The organism is Paenibacillus pectinilyticus (assembly GCF_001700435.1).
GTDB classification, from domain to species: Bacteria; Bacillota; Bacilli; order Paenibacillales; family NBRC-103111; genus Paenibacillus_E; species Paenibacillus_E pectinilyticus.
This window is the reverse complement of the sequence record NZ_LYPC01000027.1, coordinates 525,715-548,306: the sequence shown is the minus strand read 5'-3', so window position 1 is coordinate 548,306 and position 22,592 is coordinate 525,715. Positions and strand designations below refer to the sequence as shown.

The 22,592-nt window shown below is 45.7% G+C and carries 24 protein-coding genes; 5 read left to right on the top strand and 19 right to left on the bottom strand.

Going from position 1 to position 22,592, the window contains the following annotated elements; translation table 11 throughout:
- Positions 1 to 10 precede the first annotated feature (10 nt).
- The gene (locus A8709_RS24190) at positions 11 to 1,015 is read right to left on the bottom strand and encodes a 2-hydroxyacid dehydrogenase (RefSeq protein ID WP_065855968.1); all 1,005 of its coding nucleotides are present in this window, start codon (positions 1,013 to 1,015) and stop codon (positions 11 to 13) included.
- Positions 1,012 to 2,181 (bottom strand): glycerate kinase, encoded by a 1,170-nt coding sequence (locus A8709_RS24185; RefSeq protein WP_065855966.1) that lies wholly within the window; start codon positions 2,179 to 2,181, stop codon positions 1,012 to 1,014. The genes A8709_RS24190 and A8709_RS24185 overlap by 4 nt, the downstream gene beginning before the upstream one ends.
- 152 nt (positions 2,182 to 2,333) lie before the next feature.
- On the opposite strand from A8709_RS24185, the gene A8709_RS24180 reads away from it, so the two are divergent.
- Positions 2,334 to 3,431 carry a CdaR family transcriptional regulator gene (locus A8709_RS24180; RefSeq protein ID WP_084225383.1) on the top strand — a complete coding sequence of 366 codons (1,098 nt, stop codon included), beginning with the start codon at positions 2,334 to 2,336 and terminating at the stop codon, positions 3,429 to 3,431.
- A 24-nt stretch (positions 3,432 to 3,455) separates the two neighbouring features.
- Here A8709_RS24180 and A8709_RS24175 read toward each other — a convergent pair whose 3' ends face one another.
- The 10 genes from A8709_RS24175 to fucU all read right to left on the bottom strand — a co-directional run bounded on the left by A8709_RS24175 (position 3,456) and on the right by fucU (position 12,797).
- Entirely contained in the window at positions 3,456 to 3,788 is a 333-nt protein-coding gene (locus A8709_RS24175; RefSeq protein WP_065855962.1) for a hypothetical protein, read from the bottom strand.
- Positions 3,789 to 3,958: 170 nt separating this feature from the next.
- Positions 3,959 to 4,738, bottom strand: a complete 780-nt coding sequence (locus tag A8709_RS24170; protein ID WP_065855960.1) for an SDR family oxidoreductase — start codon at positions 4,736 to 4,738, stop codon at positions 3,959 to 3,961.
- 81 nt (positions 4,739 to 4,819) lie between these two features.
- Positions 4,820 to 5,434, bottom strand: a complete 615-nt coding sequence (locus tag A8709_RS24165) for a polysaccharide deacetylase family protein (RefSeq protein ID WP_065855958.1) — start codon at positions 5,432 to 5,434, stop codon at positions 4,820 to 4,822.
- A 31-nt stretch (positions 5,435 to 5,465) separates the two neighbouring features.
- Positions 5,466 to 5,696, bottom strand: coding sequence for a hypothetical protein (locus tag A8709_RS24160; protein WP_065855957.1), 231 nt, complete (start codon positions 5,694 to 5,696; stop codon positions 5,466 to 5,468).
- A gap of 366 nt (positions 5,697 to 6,062) precedes the next feature.
- On the bottom strand, positions 6,063 to 6,281 hold the full coding sequence (locus tag A8709_RS24155) for a hypothetical protein (protein WP_065855955.1): 219 nt from the start codon (positions 6,279 to 6,281) through the stop codon (positions 6,063 to 6,065).
- Positions 6,282 to 6,362: 81 nt separating this feature from the next.
- A complete protein-coding gene (locus A8709_RS24150) occupies positions 6,363 to 6,791 on the bottom strand; it encodes a GNAT family N-acetyltransferase (RefSeq protein ID WP_065855953.1) in 429 nt (142 codons plus the stop codon).
- A 29-nt stretch (positions 6,792 to 6,820) separates the two neighbouring features.
- Positions 6,821 to 8,347 (bottom strand): TolB family protein, encoded by a 1,527-nt coding sequence (locus A8709_RS24145; RefSeq protein WP_065855951.1) that lies wholly within the window; start codon positions 8,345 to 8,347, stop codon positions 6,821 to 6,823.
- A 232-nt stretch (positions 8,348 to 8,579) separates the two neighbouring features.
- On the bottom strand, positions 8,580 to 11,282 hold the full coding sequence (locus A8709_RS24140) for a UxaA family hydrolase (RefSeq protein ID WP_065855949.1): 2,703 nt from the start codon (positions 11,280 to 11,282) through the stop codon (positions 8,580 to 8,582).
- Between the two features lie 60 nt (positions 11,283 to 11,342).
- Positions 11,343 to 12,320: an aldo/keto reductase gene (locus tag A8709_RS24135; RefSeq protein ID WP_065855947.1), complete on the bottom strand. Its 978-nt coding sequence runs from the start codon at positions 12,318 to 12,320 to the stop codon at positions 11,343 to 11,345.
- Between the two features lie 57 nt (positions 12,321 to 12,377).
- Positions 12,378 to 12,797, bottom strand: a complete 420-nt coding sequence (fucU, locus tag A8709_RS24130) for an L-fucose mutarotase (RefSeq protein ID WP_065855945.1) — start codon at positions 12,795 to 12,797, stop codon at positions 12,378 to 12,380.
- 146 nt (positions 12,798 to 12,943) lie between these two features.
- Between fucU and A8709_RS24125 the strand changes: the two genes are divergently transcribed.
- Positions 12,944 to 13,963, top strand: a complete 1,020-nt coding sequence (locus tag A8709_RS24125; protein WP_065855942.1) for a LacI family DNA-binding transcriptional regulator — start codon at positions 12,944 to 12,946, stop codon at positions 13,961 to 13,963.
- Between the two features lie 79 nt (positions 13,964 to 14,042).
- Here A8709_RS24125 and bshB2 read toward each other — a convergent pair whose 3' ends face one another.
- The 4 genes from bshB2 to A8709_RS24105 form a co-directional block, all read right to left on the bottom strand.
- The gene (gene bshB2 / locus A8709_RS24120; RefSeq protein WP_065857324.1) at positions 14,043 to 14,699 is read right to left on the bottom strand and encodes a bacillithiol biosynthesis deacetylase BshB2; all 657 of its coding nucleotides are present in this window, start codon (positions 14,697 to 14,699) and stop codon (positions 14,043 to 14,045) included.
- 23 nt (positions 14,700 to 14,722) lie between these two features.
- The gene (locus tag A8709_RS24115; RefSeq protein ID WP_065855940.1) at positions 14,723 to 15,067 is read right to left on the bottom strand and encodes a YojF family protein; all 345 of its coding nucleotides are present in this window, start codon (positions 15,065 to 15,067) and stop codon (positions 14,723 to 14,725) included.
- A 121-nt stretch (positions 15,068 to 15,188) separates the two neighbouring features.
- Positions 15,189 to 15,860 (bottom strand): GDSL-type esterase/lipase family protein, encoded by a 672-nt coding sequence (locus tag A8709_RS24110; RefSeq protein ID WP_065855938.1) that lies wholly within the window; start codon positions 15,858 to 15,860, stop codon positions 15,189 to 15,191.
- Positions 15,857 to 16,540, bottom strand: a complete 684-nt coding sequence (locus A8709_RS24105; RefSeq protein WP_065855935.1) for a TetR/AcrR family transcriptional regulator — start codon at positions 16,538 to 16,540, stop codon at positions 15,857 to 15,859. The genes A8709_RS24110 and A8709_RS24105 overlap by 4 nt, the downstream gene beginning before the upstream one ends.
- 142 nt (positions 16,541 to 16,682) lie before the next feature.
- On the opposite strand from A8709_RS24105, the gene A8709_RS24100 reads away from it, so the two are divergent.
- Both A8709_RS24100 and A8709_RS24095 read left to right on the top strand, forming a co-directional pair.
- A complete protein-coding gene (locus tag A8709_RS24100; RefSeq protein ID WP_065855933.1) occupies positions 16,683 to 18,035 on the top strand; it encodes an MATE family efflux transporter in 1,353 nt (450 codons plus the stop codon).
- Between the two features lie 98 nt (positions 18,036 to 18,133).
- A complete protein-coding gene (locus tag A8709_RS24095) occupies positions 18,134 to 19,339 on the top strand; it encodes an FAD-dependent oxidoreductase (RefSeq protein ID WP_084225381.1) in 1,206 nt (401 codons plus the stop codon).
- Positions 19,340 to 19,591: 252 nt separating this feature from the next.
- Here the strand turns inward: A8709_RS24095 and A8709_RS24090 are convergent, their stop codons facing one another.
- On the bottom strand, positions 19,592 to 19,810 hold the full coding sequence (locus A8709_RS24090; RefSeq protein WP_244163299.1) for a helix-turn-helix domain-containing protein: 219 nt from the start codon (positions 19,808 to 19,810) through the stop codon (positions 19,592 to 19,594).
- Between the two features lie 244 nt (positions 19,811 to 20,054).
- Here A8709_RS24090 and A8709_RS24085 point away from each other — a divergent pair, with 244 nt between their 5' ends.
- A complete protein-coding gene (locus A8709_RS24085) occupies positions 20,055 to 20,414 on the top strand; it encodes a helix-turn-helix domain-containing protein (protein WP_244163298.1) in 360 nt (119 codons plus the stop codon).
- A 3-nt stretch (positions 20,415 to 20,417) separates the two neighbouring features.
- Here A8709_RS24085 and A8709_RS24080 read toward each other — a convergent pair whose 3' ends face one another.
- Positions 20,418 to 21,107: a metal-dependent hydrolase gene (locus tag A8709_RS24080; RefSeq protein WP_065855929.1), complete on the bottom strand. Its 690-nt coding sequence runs from the start codon at positions 21,105 to 21,107 to the stop codon at positions 20,418 to 20,420.
- 125 nt (positions 21,108 to 21,232) lie between these two features.
- Positions 21,233 to 22,528, bottom strand: a complete 1,296-nt coding sequence (locus tag A8709_RS24075) for an ABC transporter substrate-binding protein (protein ID WP_065855927.1) — start codon at positions 22,526 to 22,528, stop codon at positions 21,233 to 21,235.
- Positions 22,529 to 22,592 lie beyond the last annotated feature (64 nt).

Below are 22,592 nucleotides of genomic sequence, written 5' to 3'. Positions count from 1 at the left end.
ATTCTGCTGATCATTCCTTCCCTTGTCCCGTGTTCACATCTGACCATGCCGTTGGGTTCACCACAAAGTTCGGACGCTCACCGGCCAGCCCCTTCATTAGATTCTGCGCAGCAATCAATGCCATTTGCATACGGGTCTGTATGCTAGCACTGCCAATATGCGGAAGTGTCACTACGTTTGTTAGTGTAAGCAGTGGATGATCCAATGGCACTGGCTCAGTGTCAAATACATCGAGTCCCGCCGCCCAGATCGTCCCCTTTTGCAGAGCATCATACAAATCAGTCTCGTTTACAATACCTCCACGCGCTACGTTGATCAGGATTGCACTTGGTTTCATCAGTTGCAGCTGCTCTTTGCGTATCATGTCTGCCGTTTCCTGTGTGTACGGTGCCAAAACGACAACGAAGTCAGATGCTTGGAGAAGTTCTTCCAGTCCAGCGTACGCCATGCCGAGGCGCATTTCCGCTTCTGGCTTCTGGTTCCGATTATGATACAGTATCTTCATATCAAATCCGCTAGCTCGCCGTGCGACCGCTTCACCGATCCGCCCCATTCCGATAATGCCTAACGTGGCACCATAGACTTCCTGGCCAGTCATCAGCATCGGTGACCATGTTTTCCACTGTCCCTCTCTCAAAAAAACGGATGCTTCCACCAAACGGCGCGCCGTAGCTAGTATAAGTGCGAATGCCAGATCCGCCGTAGTCTCGGTCAGCACCTCGGGTGTATGGGTCACTAGGATACCTCGTTTACTAGCAGCGGCTACATCAATATGGTTGAAACCGACGGCCATCGTGCTGATTACTTTTAGCCGGTTAGATCGAGCGATCAAGCTTTCATCAATTTTATCTGTAAGTAAGCAGTACAAACCGTCCACTTCACCAATCCATTTCTCGAGAAAAGATCGAGGGGCCGGTTCCTCCTCTTCCATCCATTCGATTAATTCAAACGCTTCCTGTAGGAGCGCGCGAGCGATTTCCGGCACTTTGCGAGTAATCAAAACGATTGGTTTCATCTCGAGACCTCCTCACTACTTTTCAGCGTGTGCATTGCGTTTAACATCCTGATGATGTTTCTTGTGCAATCAAATAAATTCTGTTCTGCTTCCGCTATGCATAGCTCCAAAGTCGATGGACCCTGAATGATTGAGAAACATGCGGTAAACATATCATAGAGTTCCTCATGAGCTTCTCCAATACTGCCAGAGATCAGCAGCACCTTCTTATCCGCTTCCTTCGCCCACTGTGCTACGCAATAAGGGAGCTTTCCAAACAGAGTTTGATTATCGCTTTTTCCTTCCCCAGTCAGCACCCAATCTGTCGCCCGAATGTGATCCTTCAGTTTGGTCATTTCCCCGACGAGTTGGGCACCCGGAACGATCTGAGCGCCGATCGCAAGCAACGCGAATCCAAGACCTCCAGCAGCACCTGCTCCAGGGGAATGGCGAAACTCGTTTACAAGCACGGTCTCCACCACCTCTGCATAACGACTCATAGCTTCATCTAGGGCAACTACCATTTCCGACGTTGCGCCTTTCTGCGGACCATATACGTATGTAGCACCATTTATACCGCAAAGCGGATTAATCACGTCACTTGCCACGATGATTTCACATTCAGTCAGACGTGTATCTAGACCACTAAAATCCGCGAATGCTACCTGTTCCAAATCTCGACCGAATCCAGGGAGTAGCTGACCCTGCTGGTCTTTAAACTGGACGCCGAGGGCTGCCAACATCCCCAAGCCGCCGTCATTCGTTGAGCTCCCTCCGAGTCCGATCACCAGACTCCGAATACCCTGATCCAGCACATGCCGAATAACTTGGCCCATGCCTATTGTTGTCGTATGTAACGGATTTCTGTGCTCCATTGGCACCATCGTCAGACCGAAAATATTCGCCGCCTCTATAATCGCCTTTGACTTCCCATCAGACTCGCTATCGATAAGACCGTAGTATGTTTCGGTAAGTTCCCCAAGCGGTCCGGTTACTTCCAAGGGAACAAACTTCCCGTTACAGGCGGAAACAAGCGTCTCTACCGTACCTTCCCCGCCATCAGCCATTGGAACGACCTTCACACTCGCATCAGGCATTTCCAACAGTATCGCACGCGTCATAACTTCTCCAGCCTTGGCTGCCGACAGGCTCCCTTTAAAGGAGTCCGGTGCAACTACAAATCTCATTATGGAGTCTCCCTCATTTAAAAAAGTAATTTCTTTTTCCATTATAACCGCATTTGGAAAGATTAACTTCGTTTTAAATATCTATAATTCAATTGAAATTCAAGCTAATATTTGTGTAAAATATACAATTATGCACCTTGGAGGGGATAGCCTTGCTTACATCTGATTTGGCTGGGGAAATCGTGAACGAAACGATGCAGCGTCTGAATCGAAATATCAATATGATGAATGCTTCCGGCATTATCATTGCAAGTGGCAATCCTTCTCGTATAGGGCAATTTCACGCTGGTGCCGCAGAGGCCATCCGTACGAACAGCATCTTCATCGTTACAGAGGGAAACCGACAGGATTGGAGCGGAGCGCAAAACGGCATTAATCTACCCGTCCGTTTTCACAATCAAGTTGTTGGCGCCATTGGTATTACGGGAGACCCCGTTGAAGTAGTTCCGTTTGGCAATTTGGTACAAATGACCACAGAGCTCATGATCCGTCAATCACAGCTCAAGCTTCAGGCCGAATGGAAGCAAATGACCGCGGATTTGATCGTTGAAGAGTTGGTCCAGCCAACACCTGATTTTGCCCTCATTGAGCAGCGCTTAGCCGCACTACCTATACGCTTACAATCCCCGTTTCAAGTCGCTGTCATTACTTATCAGGAGAAGGGCCATGAATCAGGGAGCCTTATTAATCGGATTCAAAATCTCCCAGATATGAACGGTGTATTAGTCAGTAAGTACCGTCCGCAGAAACTACTCCTCTTATTTTCGCTTGCATCCGAGGACAAAACGAACCAAAAACTCCACCGTTTAGCGGAGCTACTCGAACCGCATGCTGTGTCGCTTTGTATCGGCATCAGTTCACCGGTTCGTGAGTTAACTGGTATCCGTCTCGCTTATCTGGAAGCTAAACTCGCGCTAGAGCTGAGAGAAGCCGGCAGCGGTCCCGTCATATTCTTTCCCTCCGTGGAGGGCAAAGCACTCGTCCATCAGATTCCGCTTGAACATCGCGACCGCCTTATCGGCAAGCTGCTCCCGTATTGGAATGCTCGGACACACGAAACGTTGAAAGCCTTATTCGCATGCGACCTCAATATGGCAGAAGCAATTAAAACGTTATCGATCCACCGCAACACGCTCATTTATCGGTTGGAACAATTCAAAAAGCGTTCTGGCTACGACCCGTTTCGCTTTCGAGACGCTATGTTATTACAATTCATGATTTGGTTCATGGAATCGGAGTTTGGCGGTTGATGCGTACTATCATCCCTAATTTCATCAGAGAGGTCCAATTAGGTATGCTTTAAAATACGTATCATTCACTTTATATGCGATTACGTCTTTTGAGTCTTTCCCTGTAATTTCAAACAGTAAACTCCCCACTGGCTTATCGTTGGAATCCCCATTTTGCGACGGCCTCGGAGTCTTTTTTCGTTTTATTTCCCCAATTTCTTTGCCAATGTTACTAGGGGGAACTTCCTCTGCGGAAGAACCATAAAGTTTGTCATTCCAAGCGATAGCACTCGGATAGTCAGAGATTGTTTTCTTATGAGTTATAGTGCAACCAGTTAAAACTGCGATGAAGAACACAATGATAAGTAAGTACTTCATGTGCAATCCCCCTCTCAATGATCCTAATAAAAGACAGTCACATTTCAACTGTGATTCTCTTCCAATAAAAGACGTAATTGGAATTACATTTGTTGCGTTAACAAAATGTAGAACCGCCATAACAACAAAAAACACCAACCAACTCGTGGTGGTGTCTGATAACTTTAGTGCTATTTGCTCTGGTTCAACATATTGTCCACAGTTTTACTGAGCTGGCCAAAAATAAAACTCGGTGCTATCCGGTTCATCATTTTTAAAGCGTTGCTTTGACCCGGGCGGATTTCGTATTGGTCACTCTTCATTCTTTTAATCGCAAAACTCACCATATCAGTGACTGGCATCGCCTTTGAACCTGCCATATCTGCAGAGTCAAATGTATCCACCAGCGGAGTTTCTGTCAACGGTGGAGCCAACTCAAATACTTTGATATTGGTTTTTTTCAACTGTGCTCGGAGCGAAAGCGTATAGGAATGAAGGCCTGCCTTCGCTGCGCAATAAATTGGCGAGATTGGAAGAGGCACGAACGCAAGACCTGATGAGACATTGAGGATCGCAGCCGATTCTTGCATTTTCAAATGCGATAAAAATTGCTGCACCATCCAGATCGGACCACTGAGGTTCGTTTCGATCTCGCTGTTCAAATCCGCCAGGTCGTTACCTGCAGCATGGAGATTTATTCTTCGCATAAAGCCAGCGTTGTTAATCAGGACATTGAGCTTGGGAAATTGCTTCACCACCGCAGTATACAGGGTTGCAATGGCCCCAGGATCTCCTGCATCGCTCTGAAACGTATGTATCGTTGGCAGTTTTTTCTTAGCCGCATCCAGCCTCGCTTGATCCCGCCCCGTGATAATAACGGTATTCCCCAGCTTCAACAACTGACTTGCAAATTCGAAGCCAATGCCGGATGACCCACCCGTAATAAGAACCGTATTGCCGCTTATTTTCATCAGATTCTACCTGACCTTTCCATCTCCATAAGTATGTTACTTTCTACCAATATGTGTAGTATCATGAACACTATTTATGGACTATGACTCTGCCATTTGCAAGAGCTCACTAACCGTTACAAGCTGATAACCTTCTTCTGCTAATTCCTTGGTCAAAATCCGAACAGCTTCGATGGTTTGGGACCGATCCCCGAAACCGTCATGAAAGAGAAGAATGCTCCCGCATCCAATCTGCTTTCGGTTTACCTCAAGAATATGTTCCACGCCAGGCATCTCCCAATCCCTTGCATCTCCGTTGAGAGCACCTATGACAGGATACGCAAATTTGGCCGTAATGGAGTGAACTTCCAGGTTGTAATCCATGTAAGGAGGACGCATGACAACTGGCCGGGTTCCTGTTACCTGGGTAATTATTCTGTCCGTATCGAGAAGTTCTCGCTCGCATTCTTCCAAGCTAATTCGGGTCATAAATGGATGGGAGTAAGTATGATTCCCTATTTCGTGTTTCCTGACATGGACATCTAGAACGGTCTCGGGGTAGAGTTCAATTTGTTTCCCCATCATAAAAAAAGTAGCACGACCGGAAACCTCATCGAAAATATCTAACAATTGCGGCGTATATACGGGGTTAGGGCCATCATCGAATGTAAAAGCGATAGCTTTCTGTGTTGTAGAAACGTGACGAATAATTTCCATATTTTAACCACCTTTTCTCAACGATTTAATCTTAAATCAATCTCTTCATACCCCGCAACCACTCATAAAAGCCATCATCGAAAAAGAGATCGGGGATGTACGTCTGCGTGTAATTGCAATTAGGGCAAAGAAGAACTAATCCTTGCTCAAGAATCTTTGGGTATAATTTCTCGTGTTTACTGTCGAGACCGCAAGTAAGCGGGTGTACACCATCTGCCTGCTGGTAATCTTTAATACGTTGCTTAACATCCTCTTGGTTCATTGTAATCCCCTTTATTTGTTCAGGTCAGCATTATTCCAACATCTAGCGTTTCAACTCATCCAACCATGTACATTTTCAAATCGTATTTCACATCATACGCTAATTATTATACAAGATGTCCTCATCTACAACACCAAATTTACTTGAATGAACAAATAGAGGAACTTCTGCGATACCATAAACAAAAGCCCAGAAATGGCAACCCATTCCCGAGCTTTTTATCAAGCAATATGAATATTTAAATCTCCAATTATTAGTAACGGAACCAAGACAAACATCGCTTTAAAAATAAACGGAGGTCCATCCATCCCCATCGACATATCAGCAGCGCTCCTCAAACTGTAAAATTTTTGTGTGAACTATATGCTAATTTGTTATCTTATTAATCTGATCTTGGGTTAATTCGACATCCCATTTTTGGAACTTAGCAAAATTGGTAAGTGTCTCAGAAACAGCTGTCCCCTCCATATCATATTCCAGCGTATTTGGAACGATAATACTCACCTCATATTTGCCAGGTATAACCGGTAGACCGTTTTGATCCTTAAGATCCCAAGCAGGAAGGTACGCTTGATACCATGACATTGCAGGTATTTCACCCTTAACGCGGATAGTTAAGCTTGAGGATTTTCACCTAATTTACTATGGGCTAACAGAGCTACTTATTTAAAAAATAGTTTTTTTGAAATAGAAATGGCTACTCCCTATTGGTGCGTCTTCTAAAACCGCTACTTCAATGTAACCATTCTTGCGATAAAAATCTGGTGCTTGAAAACTGAAAGTGTTTAGCTTTATAAATGTACAGTTTTTCTCCTTGGCAATATTCTCAATTTGCCCTAACAATTGACTTCCGTAACCCATACCTCTTAGTGATTCATCAATCCAAAGAATATCAACTTCAACCCAATTCCAACAAAGAATAGCAAGCAATCCTCCAACAACTTGCCCCTCACCATTCTTTATTGCTAGATTAATTTCTTCATAACGTGAACTCATATTTTTGGGGACATGCCTTGAATTAAATTCAATCAATCTTCTTCTGATATATTCACTCTCTTCCTTGCTTCCGCTATCGATATACATTTCAATGCTCATAATTTCCTCCTAAATGGAATTCCTCATCGCTACTCATTTAGCTCATACTCTGCAATCTCTTCTTCATTAGTTTGAAAATTAATCTTTTGATAAACCAATTTTCGCTCACCAGACCAACCCAAAGGGACGTAATCCAATTTATCGTCTGGATGGAACAGTACCTTTATCTCTTTCGTATCGAGATTGAGCAATGAGACATTATGAGAATTTCCAGTTTCCGTCATTTTGTACATGGACTGAATCTTCTCTACCCCGCTAAAAAGTAAGTAGTGTGAATCTGCCGAAAAATAGGGCAGCGATACATTAGATTTGCGTTGTATACAGAAACAATGGACGGACTCCATTTTCCCTGTCTGGGTATCAACAAAATAAATATCTTCTTCAGAGGACATCCCATCGTTAAACATAAAATACCGACTATTATTTGACCAGACAATCTGATTAAACATTCGCTCTTCGAATACCTGAGCAGGCTTATCCTCGCCTACCTTCCACATCCAGACGGAGCCGTGACCTTCTTTTTTATTGCCCTTTGCATATGCTACGCTTTGTCCATCAGGTGACCAAACATCACCAAATACATCTTTTTCATTATAAATTGATAATCGAATATGACTGTATTGATCATCTGTTGTAGGGGATTTCTGAGTAGGGTCAACTTTAGTCAGTTGATTGCTTAAATCATACGTGTATTTTACTACTTGATCGCGTAGATTTTTATTCTCCGCACTGTACGTAGTTAATCGATAACTAATCGTATTATCGTTTAACCAACCGATTGCGATATAATCTTGCGTTTTTGTTCCTTTAAACAGGACTGTATTTTGATGAGTCTCCATATTATAAAGGACTAAATCAAATGGCTCCGGAGGGTCAACGTATTCACTTTTAATGGTTTGGATAGGAGAATCATACATTCCATCCGAATAAACGATATATTTACCGTTCGGGGAAAAATAGACATGTTCGAGATAACCGAAAGTTTGCACAACTTCCAGCGTTTTAGCCGAATACAAACTTCCACTGCGAGTTACGTAAGTACCGACATCGACAAAAACATAGTCACTATTCGGTGACCAAAACACATCACCAACTGTAGGTAATGCTTCTCCTGTTGCAGCTCTTGGTCTACTCCCCCCTACATTCCAAATGTACAATGTCATGGGATCATAGTCTGTACCTGTTTTGCTCACCATGTAAGCGACTGCTTTCTTATTAGGGGACTCAATAACATCGAAAACATTTTTATCGTCTTTTAAGACCCCTTCGATTTTGTCCAGCGAATATTGGCTTAATGTTCGTTGGTTAGTCATGTCAATGGGTGTAGGTGAAGCCTGGGTATCTACTTGTGATTTTACAGGCTGCGTAGAAGCTTTTGAGGATTCAGTGGGAGTTGCTGTGCTAACTAACGAAGGCTGTTTTTCTAATTGACTTGGTAATGGTGTTTGAGCGATTTGAGGTGTTGGCTGTACTTCTACTATTTTTTGGTTGCTTTCGCAACCCGAAAACACGAGCATTCCGAAAAGAATTACGCATAATGCTTTTTGTTTTCTCAAAAAAAATCCCCCTAATACTCAGAGATAAATAGTAAGTATATATCTTCCATATTTTAACACAAAAGAATAGTCTTTTGTTTCATAATATTGTGTTATCATCCACCTTTGGTCGGATTCAGAAGATCTATCATTTGATTCGTATTCTTTAACATGGATGAAATTAATAAGCGTAAAAAAAGAAGAGTGATCAGGGAATTAACCCTGCCCACTCTTCTTTCAATAGAAATAAAAATCACAACGAAACACCCAAGAAGCCACGCGTTAATTGGAAATCAACATTTCCCTGCTGGTAGAGACGAGGTGTATACGTATGCTCAATGACTTGTTTGACGCGCTCGAGAATCCTGTTCGTCCAAGCACTCGGATCTCCAATGAGCATCAAATCCAGATCATTCTCATAGTTTTGCAACATTTCCGTTTCCGATGCTATTTGCAGCATAGGAACGAACGGATGCGTCTGCATCGGACGATTGCCGACCAATGCGATAATTACCTCTACACCCGTGGCAGCTAGGCCTGTAACCGTCTCCACCCAATGCTCAGTTGGGGTCTCCATGATGTGGAAGCCATTGCGGCGGACATGCTCACCATAGGCAATTGATGGCAGGACCTTATTTGAAGTTAATATATTTTGGCTATAAGAAGCTGTGGAAAGTAGACCGCTGTTCTCGGGAACAACCACTAAACCGCCTGCGCTCACAATCATTTTGGACAGCTTCACTAGCTGCTCCCCTACATCCTCGGAGATGTAACCATCGCTTAAGATGCCAATACGCAGCCCTTCCAGACCGACTGTCTCTTTCTCAGTTGTTCCAGCTGCTGCTAACTGATCAGCAAACCAGGTTTCCACCTTCTGCGTCACCTTCGTAATTCCGCCGTCAAGCTGAATGCTGGCAAAACCAAGATGGCTCGTTTCAACACCCATCTCTTCCATCAGATGTCGCATATAGTCATTGTGGGTTTTCTCACAGCCATGCTCCAGCAGTAGACAATGTTTCACCATCGGATGCGTAATATAGCCGATCATCGTTCGACCAAGCATTTGTTCGGCTTGCCCTCCCGAATTCCCGCAACCTTCCGTGTGAGCCAATGCCACAAATCGCGAGACCTCGGGTTGCCCTGCATCCTGGTTATTCAACTGATTCGTAATCATATTGGCCACCTGTCCGGCGCAAAGACTTGTCGGTATGATCAAGCCGATGTTATCGCTGGCCACGCGGTCTCGATGACGAGTCAGATTGAATTGGATAGAGCTAACCGCCGCTTCAGTGTCCTCTTGGATTTCAATAGGCTCTCCCGCCGGCACAGGGGGATGAAGCAATGTCTCCAGCTGGCTCGCATCATTTTGCTGCCAGTTGCGCCAAATCTGCACCTGGGCATGCCCCGCTTTCTCCCCTACACTTCGCTGACCGGAGGCAATTTGGATGGTAAGATCGAAAACCTCTTTGCCGAGCTCATCCATAGATTTGCCTTCCAAATACTGCCCTGCGTTGACATCCATATCATTGGACAATAATTGAAAACGGCGTGAAGTCGTAACAACCTTGACCGTCGGCAAGTAAGGGAAATTCGTGATCGAGCCGTTGCCGGTGGTAAAGAAAATCATATTGCATCCTGCAGCTACCTGTCCGGCGATGCTCTCGAGGTCATTGCCTGGACTGTCCATGAAATAAAATCCGCCATCTTTCATGAGTTCCCCATACTCAGTGGCGTAATCGAGGCGAGTGATCGGATCTTTCTTCTGGGCAGCGCCAATGGATTTGAGATAAATGTTATAAAGGCCACGATAGATGTTGCCACCGGATGGATTGCCTTCCGCACTAGTACCATGCCAAGACGTGCGTTCCCTGAATCGTTGCACAAGCTCCAAAAACTTACGAGCAGTTTCCACGTTGCGCACCTTCGAGAGGACAAACGCTTCTGCGCCAATCAATTCATCGGTTTCAGCCAGACTGGCTGCACCGCCGTAGCGTACTAATTCTTCTGAGATCCAGCCTAGAAGCGGATTCGCGGAAATGCCGGAAAAAGCGTCCGAACCGCCGCACTGCAGCCCGATCTTAAGGTGGCTGATAGATTCAGGCGTCCGTTGCATCGCATTGACCGTGGGTAGCCACTCTCGTACAATCGCTTCGCATTGTATCAGATTTTCTTCAAAGCTGCTCTGGAGCGACACAAACTTGTGCAGCACTTCATCGATCGGGTAGCCATGTTCGCGCAAATAGGCTTCAACCATCTGGTTGGTTACCGGTTCATTGCCATAATCGACAGCCAATACCGCACCCACGTTAGGGTTTACCATAAATCCGGAGAGCGTCCGCAACAGCAAGTCCAAGTTATTCGGATTTTCCGTGCTTCCCTCCGTGTGAGCTACTGGAACAATCCCTTCCACATGAGGGTAGTTCTTCAGTTCGCCTTGCAAACGAGCAGCAAGCTGCTTCACATAGCTACCTGTTCGGGAGGTGGTCCCAAGCAGGACGATGTGGTTGCGGGTACCTACGCCGCGTGATTCATGACGGCGATACCCCATAAAAGTACGAGTTTCCGAATAAACCGGCGATGCCGGGGCAGGCTGGAACTTTTCCTCATCTAGCACATAAGGATGAACTTGATCCGCAAAATTAGGCGCCTTCGGCAGAGCGAATTTCAAATGACGCACGCTAAGTGCGTCCAATACCGCCTCATTGATCACATAGTGACCGGGCTGAATCGCCTGCAGAGCCACGCCAAACGGCATTTCCCAAGAAAGCAGCTCTACACCTGGATCAATTGTCTTCACCGCAAACCGATGACCTTCCATAACCGTATAATCTATGATCAAGGTTTGCCCTTCATAATGAATGGCGGTCCCAGCGTCTAAATTCCGAGTCGCAACGGCGCAGTTATCCCCAGGTAATGGGAGTCTAGCAACTTCATCAAATTGGTAAATTTCGTCCATTGATATCTATCCCCTTTTTGAACATTACTCATGAAATACGAATCGTCGGAAAAGAGAACATTAAGCATGTTTTTCGAATCTCTCTGATTCGGGATCCTCTGTAAAAAATTCAATCTCGTCAAGTGCAGACCAAAGCTCTGAAGGAATTGGATAGTTAGCAAGCTCCAACGTCTGTGCTACGCGTTCCGGCTTGCTCATGCCAACAACCGTACTCGCGACGCGGGGGTCACGCATGGAGAATTGGAGTGCAGCAGCAGCTAGGGGCACATTCCATGCCTGGCATGCTTTCATTAAGGAATGTGCACGTTCAAGCAATAATGGCGGAGCATCACTATACGCATATCGTGCGTAAGCATCCGGACCTTTTGCCAAAATACCGCTGCCATAAGGAGCTGCATTAATGACGGCAACTCCCAATTGATTAGCGATGTCAAGCAATGGCTCTGCTGATCGATTAAGCAATGTATAGCGGTTGTGGGTCTCAACGGCGCTAAACTCCCCAGTCTCTACATATCGAATAAGCATGTCGATAGGCCCGCCAGATATGCCAATGTGATCGATGACCCCCTGATCCTTGAAATTTTTCAACACCTCAAGGGGCCCGCCTGCTCCCATAATATTTTCAAAGGTGGAATGTTCCGGATCATGGATATAAACATATTGTAGACGATCTAGCCCTAACCTAGTTAGACTTCCTTCGATGGATCGTTTTATTTGCTCCCCACTGAAGTCACCAGTCTGTAAACACCGGTCTGCTTTGGTGGCGAGCACATAACCCGATGGGAGTCCGCCGTTCTCTTTAATGACCTTACCAATGCGGCGCTCACTCTCGCCATCCCCATAGGCAGCAGCAGTATCAAGGAAGTTAATCGGACTTGCGAAGGCAGCGCGAATTGTTTCCAGCGCGGTTGCTTCTGGTGCACTGAAAGTAAAGATTTCCGGCATATCACCGAATGGAGCTCCACCAACACAAAGCGGAGATACAAGCAGGCCTGTTTTGCCAATTGGCCGATTCGAGTAAAGGGATTCAGTTGTCATAAGGTTTCCTCGATTCTTTTGGAGTATTAACTAGAGTTATCGATAAATTAATTCGAATTAAATTACGCCTTTTTTCAAAATAATATTAGCATAAAGCGCCTTTTCACTCGTTGCTACGATCGCATATGCCTTCTTCGCCCGCTCATAGAAAGCGAACCGTTCTACGTACTCAATAGCTGGTGTTTCGTATTCACTAATTAATCCCTCATACTCCCCCCAAATTGGTGTTGCAACAGGATCCCCAGGAACGACAGCCATAAGCGCAACAGGTCGGTCGCTGTAACTATCTAGTGGAAACAGGGATAAAACCGCTTTCAACAACTCAGGTATGCCATGACCATCACAGCGCAGCAGTCGGTTCGCATGACTGGCAGCTGGGAAATTGCCATCTGCTAAGATGATTTCATCGCCATGCCCCATCTCCATCAACACCTTAAGAAGCTCAGGGGAAAGAACCGAAGGTATCCCTTTTAACATCATCAACATCTCCTATTTCAATATATGTTATCGGTAACTCAAAATTAACAATTATATGTCTTGCTGTCAATCCTTTATTTCTATACAATACAAAATAAACGACTACACATTGAACAACGACTTGTCATATAAAAGGAGAATATCACGTGATAACAATCTATGACATCGCCGAAAAGGCCGGTGTTTCCGCTATGACGGTTTCCAGAGTCATTAATAACACAGGCCGGATCAGTGAAGAGACACGTAAGCGAGTGCGGAAAGTCATGGAAGAGCTCCACTACATCCCGAATGCTTTGGCACGCAGCTTAGTTTCACAGAAGACGAACCTTCTGTCCCTGCTTATTACGGATATCACGAATCCATTCTATACAACTTTAGCGCGTGGCGCCGAGGATGCTGCGAAAAAGGCAGGTTATCGCTTACTTTTTGCCAATAGTGATGAGGATTATGTGAAAGAAAAGGATTACGTCGATATGATTCTCTCCACACGCGTGGACGGCGTTTTATTCGCACCTGCAGGTGATCGTTCCCTCGAAAATTTACAGCAGCTGCAAAAACATCAAATCCCATTCGTTGTCTTAGATCGTGAAATTCCAGGCATTGATGCAGATGTCGTGCTGGGTGACAGTAAAGAAGGTGCACGCAATCTGGTTGAACACTTGTTCGCATTAGGACATCAACGCATAGCCTTAGTAAATGGATCGCTAGACGTTTCGACAGCACGCCTGCGGTACACAGGCTATAGCGAGGCACTTCGGCTAAATAGCCTGACTGTGGACGATTCCCTGGTTATACATCTAGGTTTTCGCGACTTCCATGATGACTCTGCCTTGGATGAATTGCTTGCGCTTGAAGATCCGCCTACGGCTATTTTCGCAGCAAACAATATGTTAGCTCTTGGGGTCATTCAATCCCTGAGAAAGCGTGGTTTACAAGTACCAGGCGATATTTCTGTTGTTTGCTTCGACGACTTCGGACCTGCTGGTGCGATTAACCCGTTCCTCACGGTTGCTGCCCAGCCTGCGTATCAATTCGGCCAGCTTGGGATGCAGCTTCTAATCGACCGCATAGAAGGAAACGCTAGCAACGAATCTCGCAGAATAATGCTGCCATCGGAACTCATTATTCGTTCTTCCACACAATCCATTTCGACCCCCGTGTCCTAGCAATCAAGTTATGCCTGTGAATAATCGGAATGCTAAAGAGCCACCCCGCAATGAGGTGGCCGTTCATGCATTTTACTATTTATGCGAATCTATAGGTCCAAAATCGTTCCGTTCCGAAGCGTGCCTGGATTTCCTGCTCCGATAATTTCTTGCTGCCTAACAATTCGGCGGCTTGGAACTGGGACTTATGGGATTGAATCGATGCCATCTTCTGTTTCAGAAAACCTTTAACGTCATTCATGATATCAGGCTTGCCGATCTCTTCCTCGTGATTTTTGGCAAATGCCAAGCAATGCACGGTTGGCCTTCGGTCGGCAGGCATTCTACCTATCGTTCGGATTACAGCCGCCCCGCATGCGTTGTGATCGGGATGCACACTTAGCGTCGGGTGAAAAGTAATGACCAACGAAGGATTCAATTCTTTCATGAGCGCTTCGATGCTTCCGTCCAACTGCGCTTTATCCTCGAATTCGATCATTTTATCATGAAATCCGAGCATTCTGAGATCCCGGATACCGATGGCAGCGCATGAAGCTTCCAGTTCCTGTTTGCGTATCGAAGGTAAAGTGACCCGATTGGCGAAAGGCGGTATGCCCATGTTCCGGCCCATTTCTCCTAGAGTCAAACAAGCGTAAGTAACTTCCGATCCTTGGCGGAGATGCATGGCAAGCGTCCCTGACGAGCTGAATGCTTCATCGTCTGGATGCGGTAGCACAACCAGGATATGGCGTTCCATTTTCATTCGAATCCCCCTTTATCTTAGAATAGTTCCCGGCTCAGTTGCAACGCCACGACGAGTTTTCCCGCCGTATCGTGACCTGCAAGGATGAGCCTATCGGAATCCGTCTCTTCATGGTGGGTAAGTCCCTCGGAATAAATCCAGCCTTGCTCCGTTTTCAAGCCTACGCGATAAGGTCCGTCCCCAGTAATTAAGCCGTGAGTATAACGAATAACGGCGTTCGAAATAAAGGTCGCGGCTGGATGTTTCGTTTGATCCAGATGCGCGGCGTAAGCACCCGTCGTCATCTCGAGATGGATATATAAATCCCGATCGATAAGGATATCGATCGATTGCTGGACTTTCGTTTTGTCGATGAGCTGCATATTCTTACCTCCAATCGCGTTAATTCTATCGTCCAGATCGGCTTGTCCGATATGACATCATTTTAGCATATCTGAACATCGAATCCACGTTATTACGTGCCGCAGCTACCAAATATATGATTCATAAATATTTTTTCATATTCCCAAGCACAACTTCATACCCAGCAGGTAACATGTGACCCCCATCAAATGTAAGCTCTTGCCGCAAATTCCCGTCAGCGTCGGATAGGCCTGCATTGACATTGATAAATTCGAAATGATACTTTTGCGCCAGCTGCGCCACCTTGTTACTTGCTGATTCAAGTATTTCATTGGTTCTCCTCGCAAAAAGCGATTCATGCTCAGCTTCTGACTCACCGAAATCCTCCACCGGATTGACCGGATAATAAGCCATCACAAACACCTGTGCATTGGGCAATTTCCCCTTTATTTGCTGCAAGATTTCGTCATAATTTCCTAGAAAAGTGGCTTCAGGAACGCCGAAGCCCAAGTCATTTGTGCCAATATTGATAAAAATCTTGCTCGGCGCTAAATCAAAAATGCAAAGATCCATCGACGTCAGCAGATCTGCCGTCGTCGTTGCGCGAATCCCCCGATTATAGATCAGCATTTCCAAGCCAAGGCTTTGTTGCATTTTTTCAATCGGGAAAATTTCCATGGTGGAAGATCCGACGAAAACAATTTGTCCCTTTTTGGCCGTTTTATTCTGCTCTTCATAACTTGCTCGAATGGTGCTTTGCACTTGCTTGATGGCGGGGTTCATACTCGTTAGTGATGTTGATTGTTCTGTCATAAATTCTCCTTTTCTTTTATCACTTGCTCAATACCTAATAGGATCAGCTTCAAGCCGAACTCAAACGATCGGTCGGTCCCCATTAGCTCGAATAGCCCACTCTTGAACATCCTTCGGAATAGTCCCGCATCCGCCTCACTCATGGCGTCCAGAAGGCGATCCATCTCCCCAATTGGAAGCTCTCCCTGCTCTTTAAGGATAGCGGATACATTCCGCTGATGCTCATAATCATCCAGAACAAAGTAGAAAACATAGTTCATAATTGTAATGATCGCTTGTAATTGATGCTCTTGTTCAAGCGGCGTCGATTCCATGCAGAGCAGCATACGGTTGGTGAACCGGATAATATCCGGCTCGTGGGGAAGCGTAAGCATCATGAGCTGCGTGGAACAAGGGTGCCTGCGCAGCACACTCCGTGTTGTTATTGCAAATCCGGTTAACTGCTCCTTCCAATCTCCCTCGGACTCGAATTCCTCCAGGGTGATTTTTGATATCTGGTTGGCCAGACGTTGGTAAAGGTCTTGCTTGCTCTTGAAGTACCAATACAGAGAGGGAGCCTGAATGCCTAGTCTATCGGCCAATCGTCTCATGCTGAATTTCTCGATGCCCTCCTCCCCTAGAAGCTCCCACGATGCATTCAAAATTTTTTCCTCAGAAATCTGTGGCTGCTGCTTTTTCATCGATATCTATCCTCTCCATCTAACAGTGTAAGTTTTATCTTTACAGGTTCATAGATTCATGATATCATCTAACACTGTAAGGCACAACCTTACACCGTTAGATTTGGATCGAAATAAACGAGGAAAGTAGTGAGAATACGGTATGGATACAGAAAATCTTCATTACTTTGAAAAAGCACCTATCGCAAAAGCTGTAGCTCATTTCGCAGTACCCATGATGTTAGGTACTTCAATGAGTGTTATCTATTCTATCTTGAACGCCTATTTCCTGGGCACGCTCCACAATACGGCTATGTTAACTGCACTCGCACTAACCTTGCCGTTATTCGCGGTCATTATGGCATTAGGCAACTTGATTGGGATGGGAAGCGGTACATTTATTTCCCGTTTGTTAGGGGAGAAAAAATACGATGATGTTAAGCATGTGTCTTCATTCGCCTTTTACAGCAGTTTAATTCTCGGTCTTATCGTGATGGCTGTCAGCCTTCCGTTGATCGATTCAATCGTTCATGGTTTGGGAGCAACACCTGAATCCTTCGAATTCACAAAGGACTATGTCACGATAATGCTTATTGGTTCGCCAATCGTCGTATTATTCTTCACGTTAGAGAATATCATTCGCTCGGAGGGTGCCGCAATCACGTCGATGACGGGGATGATTCTCAGTGTTGTCGTGAATATTATTCTTGATGCGTTGGTTATCTTCGTGTTCCATTGGGGAGTGAGTGGCGTTGCTTCTGCTACTGTCATTTCAAACTTGATTGCGATTGTATTCTACGCCTTTCACATGAGAAATAAGAGCCAATTTTTAACGATCTCCGTTAAATGGTTCAAGGCTACCAAGGAGATTTTGAGTAATGTATTCAAAATCGGAGTTCCCGTCTTTATTATGAGCATCTTCTTGGGAGCGATGTCGCTCATCTTTAACCATTTTCTTGTTGAATATGGGGATCAGGCCGTAGCGGCTTACGGAATTTCGTCGCGTCTATTGCAATTCCCCGAATTTATTCTAATGGGATTATGCGAGGGCGTCGTGCCCCTTATTGCCTTCTCTTATACGGCGAATAAATTACGCATGAAGCATACGATAGGATTTACGATTAAAGTGATCGTGGCGTTGGCCACCGTGTTCGGCATCTTCGTCTATCTAATCTCCAACCACTTAATCGGATTATTCACGAATGACCCCCAATTAATCGAGATGGGTAGTTACATCTTACATGTAACGTTCTTATCTCTATTCATTACGGGAATGACCACGTTGTTTACGGGGATCTTTCAAGCAACGGCACAAGGAACCGCCGCATTCATTATGTCGATTATTCAAGGCATTACTCTAAGTCCTGTGCTCTATTTCGCCAATCGAATGAACGGCTTCTCGGGTGTAGTCTGGTCGCTCGTCATCGCGGATGCCGTCGCGTTCCTTGTTGGTGCCATTATGTTGTATGTTTTGCGGAACAAATTGCAGCCGGATTTAGAGAGTTTAGTACAGTAAAATAACGAAGGAAAGTTTCTGCAAATTATGCCGATCAATTACTTCCGGTAGGTTCCGTTTTTTTTACAAATTCAAATTCAACGAGCGAGGTTCTAATCATGATAAATCAACTGAATCCATTAAACAGCACAACAAGTCATCTACAGAAAATGAACCGTATTGCCATTATAGGAGGCGGCCCCGGAGGGCTAACCCTCGCGCTAATCCTGCAACGCCATGGCATCGATTCCGTCATCTACGAGCGTGAATCTGCTGAATCTATTCGAGATCGTGGAGGATCACTAGATCTCCATAAAGATTCCGGCCAGCTGGCTCTTAAGGAAGCCGGACTGCTTGAAGCATTTCATAAGATAGCAAGATACGAAGGAGAAGACCTTCTGCTTGTTGACAAACATGGAACCGTGTATCGCAAAGAAGTGGACGAAACCGGCAAAGAGGGAGACCGTCCGGAGATCGATCGTGGAGATTTGTGCGAACTCCTGCTTCATGCATTGGATCCACAACGGATCCGTTTTGGTTATAAATTTATAGAAGCGATTCCTCTGGCGGACGGCAAGCATGAGCTCCATTTTGAGAACGGGCATGTCGATACAGTCGACCTTGTCGTCGGAGCTGATGGGGCATTTTCAAAGCTTCGCCCACTTCTCACAGATGCTTCGGTCGAGTATTCGGGACTAAGCATGGTGGAACTAAACATTGAGGATGCGGCTAATCGACACCCTGATCTATTCTCGTTTAATGGCCGCGGCTCAATGATTGCTTTGTCCGACAACAAGGGAATTTTGGCACAAGTGAATGGTGACGGGCGAATTAGAGTTTATTTAAGCTTCCGTGCCGATCGGGATTGGGTAGACACGAATGGCATCCCGCTCGATAAGCCTCAAGTGGCGAAGCAAGCGTTCTTGAAATTATTTGATGACTGGGACGAAATGTTGAAAAATTACATTCGATACGCTGAAGACAAAATGGTAACAAGAAGAATCTATATGCTTCCCATAGGGCTTACGTGGGAATCTCGAATAGGGATTACACTCCTTGGGGACGCGGCCCATCTCATGTCTCCTTTTATGGGGGAAGGCGTAAATCTCGCCATGTTAGACGCATCAGTACTTGCGTTGTCCCTTGTCCAAAACGGTGACCTCGAAGAATCTATTCGCTCCTATGAGCAAAAGATGTTCGAGTATTCGTCGCCTATGGCGGAAATGTCGGACGACAATCTAAAGCTCTTCTTTGCTGATACCGGTGCATCGGGAGTCCGCGATTGGTTCGATCAATTTGAGCAAGGCCACCAAGAAGAAGATTAAGTGATCACTACCCAAGTTGGTTTAAAACTAGCGAGATTTGCTTTATTCAGCTTTAGTTTATTAGATGTGCGTTAACGGACACGTTTATTTGATAAACCAGCAGCAGTCTAGGACGTTATTTTCTCGTCCATAACTGCTGCTGTTTCATTTTTCGGGTCTACTCTTGTTATGTCATCCGAAAGCCCAACGTCAGGGTCCACCCATCTAATAAACAAAAGCCCAGAAATGGCACCCCATTCCCAAGCTTTCTGATCAAGCAATATTAATATTAAAAATCTCTTCCAATTCCTTCTCTAGCACTTCACTCAATCGCTTCGCTGTGGACGGTCCAACAGATTTGATGGAACGTTCCAGCAAGCTTATGTACGCATGACTTAATCCAGAGTGCCTTGCCAATTCACGCTGAGAGTAGCCCTTCGTCACCCTCGCTTTGATGAATTCATCTGTTTTGGCCATAATTTTAATATGCATATCGTCGTTCTCAGCCCCCGTTCTCACATGCCCAATATCTGCATTATAACAGGAAGTCATTCACTTAAGCAACTATAAATGTTTACTATAGCAATCACCAATGTGAATGACGATTACCTGTAAGCACTGACGTAATTGGAGATTGTAATTACATTAGTAAACTGTTAGTATTAAATCGTTTACTAATGTTTACTACACAATGTGAGGATGAACAGGTATGTACTTCTACGATAAATTAAAAGATATGCGCAAGTTGAAAGGTTTCACCATTCGTGAATTGGCTGACCGCTCCGGTGTTTCCGCCGCTTATATTTCGCAATTGGAGAATGGCAACCGCGGCATCCCTTCCCCCGACGTACTAATGAAGTTGTCGGAAGGACTGAATACGTCGTATTCCGAACTGATGGATATCGCGGGCTACCTCGAGTCCTCTCAAACAAACCAAAATTTCCAAAGCAACCCGGTGAATCTTCGTCGTTTTCTGCGCGAGAATGAGTTGATGTTCGACGGCTTCGTCTTAACTGCCGAGGATAAGGAATGGGTCGAGCGTATGCTCACGGTCCTCTTTTGGAAGGATCGTCAGGCTAACAAAGGGGCTGAGTAAACCTTACAGCTCGATATTTTGCCCAGGCGCCATAACAAGTCCAGTAATGCCTTCTGCCGCCAAGCTCGCTACGAACGCGTTCGGATCCTGCTTAATCACAGGGAAGGTATTGTAGTGCATAGGAACAACCGTCTTCGCTTGTAAATACTGCGCAGCAATCACGGCATCTTCCGGACCCATGGTGAAGTTATCGCCAATCGGCAGGAACGCAAGGTCAATCTTGTTTAATTTGCCGATCAATTGCATGTCGCTGAATAGCCCTGTATCCCCTGCGTGATAGATGGTTTTGCCCTCAACCGTTATCAGGAAGCCGCTCGCCATCCCTGTATATATGTTTTCTTCTGTTCCATGCGGATTATACGAGGAATCGTGAAGCGCCAGTGTCATTTTCACCTTGCCAAAAGGAAACTCGAACGCCCCGCCAATCCCCATCCCGTGTGTTTTAGCCCCTTGAAAGCCGAGATACCGGCTCAGATCATTCGGTGCAATCACCGTCGCATCGTTGCGCTTAGCAATGGGCAACGTATCGCCAACGTGGTCATCATGACCATGCGTGACAAGGATGTAATCAGCCTTAATGTCTTCTTCTTTGACTGTCGCTTGCGGGTTATGTGTTAAGAACGGGTCGATAATCAAGGTATGTTCTTTCAATTGAATTTCGACACAGCTTTGTCCGTGGAAAATAATGTTCATTTGTTTTTTTAGCTCCTTTTCGTTGTAATGCGATCATTTTAACACACCTAACTAGCCAAATTGAAATCCTGCGCTAAACGCAAAATCCCCCTCCGAAATTCAACGGAAAGGGATACGAATACTGCCTAATTGGCTAAGATGCTGTTCATTTTTTTCTCAAGTAGAGCAAGTCCCTCATCCGGATCTAGCCCTCCCATGACGATGCTTTGAAGATCTTCCGACAGGGTCGTGAAAATGGTCGCATACTTATCGGTTTGCGGTGCAAATTTGACGTTATGCTGGGCCGCGATGAACAATTTCCTATACGGAAGCTGTTGGTATTCCTTGCTTTGCACGACCGCGCGATTCGTTGGCACATGTCCAGCCTGCCCCCACACCATCGAGCCGACTTTGGAGAAATACGCCATGAAAGTCATGGCTGCAAGCTGCTTCTCCTTCGTCACGTATGAGGGAATCACAAGTGTATGTGAGCTGCCCCACTGTGCCGAGCTGCCGAACAGCGCGGGAAGCGCCATAATCCCGACCGGAAGTGACGCCTCGCCTAAATGATAGCCCGCCTCCCACACGCCGCCAAACCATAGTGCGGCTTTACCATTGTGGAAGCTGTCCCACGGCGTTTTGTCATTCACATCGGCCAGTTTGCCCGCATACAGCTGCTGATAAAACTTCAACACGCGCAGCGCTTTGTCATTATGGATCGCAGCCTTCGTCAAGCTGCTATCCAACAAATCACCGCCCGCTTCATAGTACATATTCAGGAATGGCTCCTGAAAATAGGGCGTATTCACCGCCAAAGGCTGTACATTCGGTACCTTGGATTGAATTTGCTGCAGCATACGAATAAAGCCTTCAGGTGTCGCTTCCCCCAGTTTAGGCGTCTCATCTTCGTTCAATAGATCCGCTTGCTTCAGAATAGCTTTATTATAATACATCATGTGAAAATGCGTATCTAGCGGCAGTGCGTACGGCTTACTATAGTAACTCACACTCTGCACATTACTCTCTTCCACGTCTTTGAAGTCAAATCCAATCTCCTTAGCCAAGTCATCGAGCGGCATAATCTGTTTGGCCTTCACGAATGGCGACATCCGATCCACATGCGCAACAGCTACATCAGGACCTTTGCCGGACGAAAGGGCTGTGCTCAGCTTCACATAATATTCGTTCGATTCTAATCGAAGCTGCTTTACAAAAATCGCCTTCTGCGAATTGTTAAAGCCCTGCACAATCCGTTCGACGAATTCCCCTTCCCCGCCGCCGAACGGATTCCAGAATGAAATTTCCACAGGAGCTACAGCGCCAGCTGGACTTTTCGTCACGTTATCTTTAGAACTACTAGGTGTGAGCGAGCATCCCGTCAACACGACGATAAGCACACAACCCAAGCCACGGATGAGGTTTTTCCCTTTTTTAACCAACAACCTGACCCCCTCCTTCTGTCTCCCTTACCAATCCAACCACCACGAAATGTAAAGCGTTTACAAT

Excerpts from the sequence above, each read along its gene's own strand:
- A8709_RS24190 (WP_065855968.1), bottom strand. The coding sequence starts at position 1,015 with ATGAAACCAATCGTTTTGATTACTCGCAAAGTGCCGGAAATCGCTCGC.
- A8709_RS24185 (WP_065855966.1), bottom strand. The coding sequence starts at position 2,181 with ATGAGATTTGTAGTTGCACCGGACTCCTTTAAAGGGAGCCTGTCGGCA.
- A8709_RS24175 (WP_065855962.1), bottom strand. The coding sequence starts at position 3,788 with ATGAAGTACTTACTTATCATTGTGTTCTTCATCGCAGTTTTAACTGGT.
- A8709_RS24170 (WP_065855960.1), bottom strand. The coding sequence starts at position 4,738 with ATGAAAATAAGCGGCAATACGGTTCTTATTACGGGTGGGTCATCCGGC.
- A8709_RS24165 (WP_065855958.1), bottom strand. The coding sequence starts at position 5,434 with ATGGAAATTATTCGTCACGTTTCTACAACACAGAAAGCTATCGCTTTT.
- A8709_RS24160 (WP_065855957.1), bottom strand. The coding sequence starts at position 5,696 with ATGAACCAAGAGGATGTTAAGCAACGTATTAAAGATTACCAGCAGGCA.
- A8709_RS24155 (WP_065855955.1), bottom strand. The coding sequence starts at position 6,281 with ATGTCATGGTATCAAGCGTACCTTCCTGCTTGGGATCTTAAGGATCAA.
- A8709_RS24150 (WP_065855953.1), bottom strand. The coding sequence starts at position 6,791 with ATGAGCATTGAAATGTATATCGATAGCGGAAGCAAGGAAGAGAGTGAA.
- A8709_RS24140 (WP_065855949.1), bottom strand. The coding sequence starts at position 11,282 with ATGGACGAAATTTACCAATTTGATGAAGTTGCTAGACTCCCATTACCT.
- A8709_RS24135 (WP_065855947.1), bottom strand. The coding sequence starts at position 12,320 with ATGACAACTGAATCCCTTTACTCGAATCGGCCAATTGGCAAAACAGGC.
- fucU (WP_065855945.1), bottom strand. The coding sequence starts at position 12,797 with ATGTTAAAAGGGATACCTTCGGTTCTTTCCCCTGAGCTTCTTAAGGTG.
- bshB2 (WP_065857324.1), bottom strand. The coding sequence starts at position 14,699 with ATGGAACGCCATATCCTGGTTGTGCTACCGCATCCAGACGATGAAGCA.
- A8709_RS24115 (WP_065855940.1), bottom strand. The coding sequence starts at position 15,067 with ATGCAGCTCATCGACAAAACGAAAGTCCAGCAATCGATCGATATCCTT.
- A8709_RS24110 (WP_065855938.1), bottom strand. The coding sequence starts at position 15,860 with ATGACAGAACAATCAACATCACTAACGAGTATGAACCCCGCCATCAAG.
- A8709_RS24105 (WP_065855935.1), bottom strand. The coding sequence starts at position 16,540 with ATGAAAAAGCAGCAGCCACAGATTTCTGAGGAAAAAATTTTGAATGCA.
- A8709_RS24100 (WP_065855933.1), top strand. The coding sequence starts at position 16,683 with ATGGATACAGAAAATCTTCATTACTTTGAAAAAGCACCTATCGCAAAA.
- A8709_RS24095 (WP_084225381.1), top strand. The coding sequence starts at position 18,134 with ATGATAAATCAACTGAATCCATTAAACAGCACAACAAGTCATCTACAG.
- A8709_RS24090 (WP_244163299.1), bottom strand. The coding sequence starts at position 19,810 with ATGCATATTAAAATTATGGCCAAAACAGATGAATTCATCAAAGCGAGG.
- A8709_RS24085 (WP_244163298.1), top strand. The coding sequence starts at position 20,055 with ATGCGCAAGTTGAAAGGTTTCACCATTCGTGAATTGGCTGACCGCTCC.
- A8709_RS24080 (WP_065855929.1), bottom strand. The coding sequence starts at position 21,107 with ATGAACATTATTTTCCACGGACAAAGCTGTGTCGAAATTCAATTGAAA.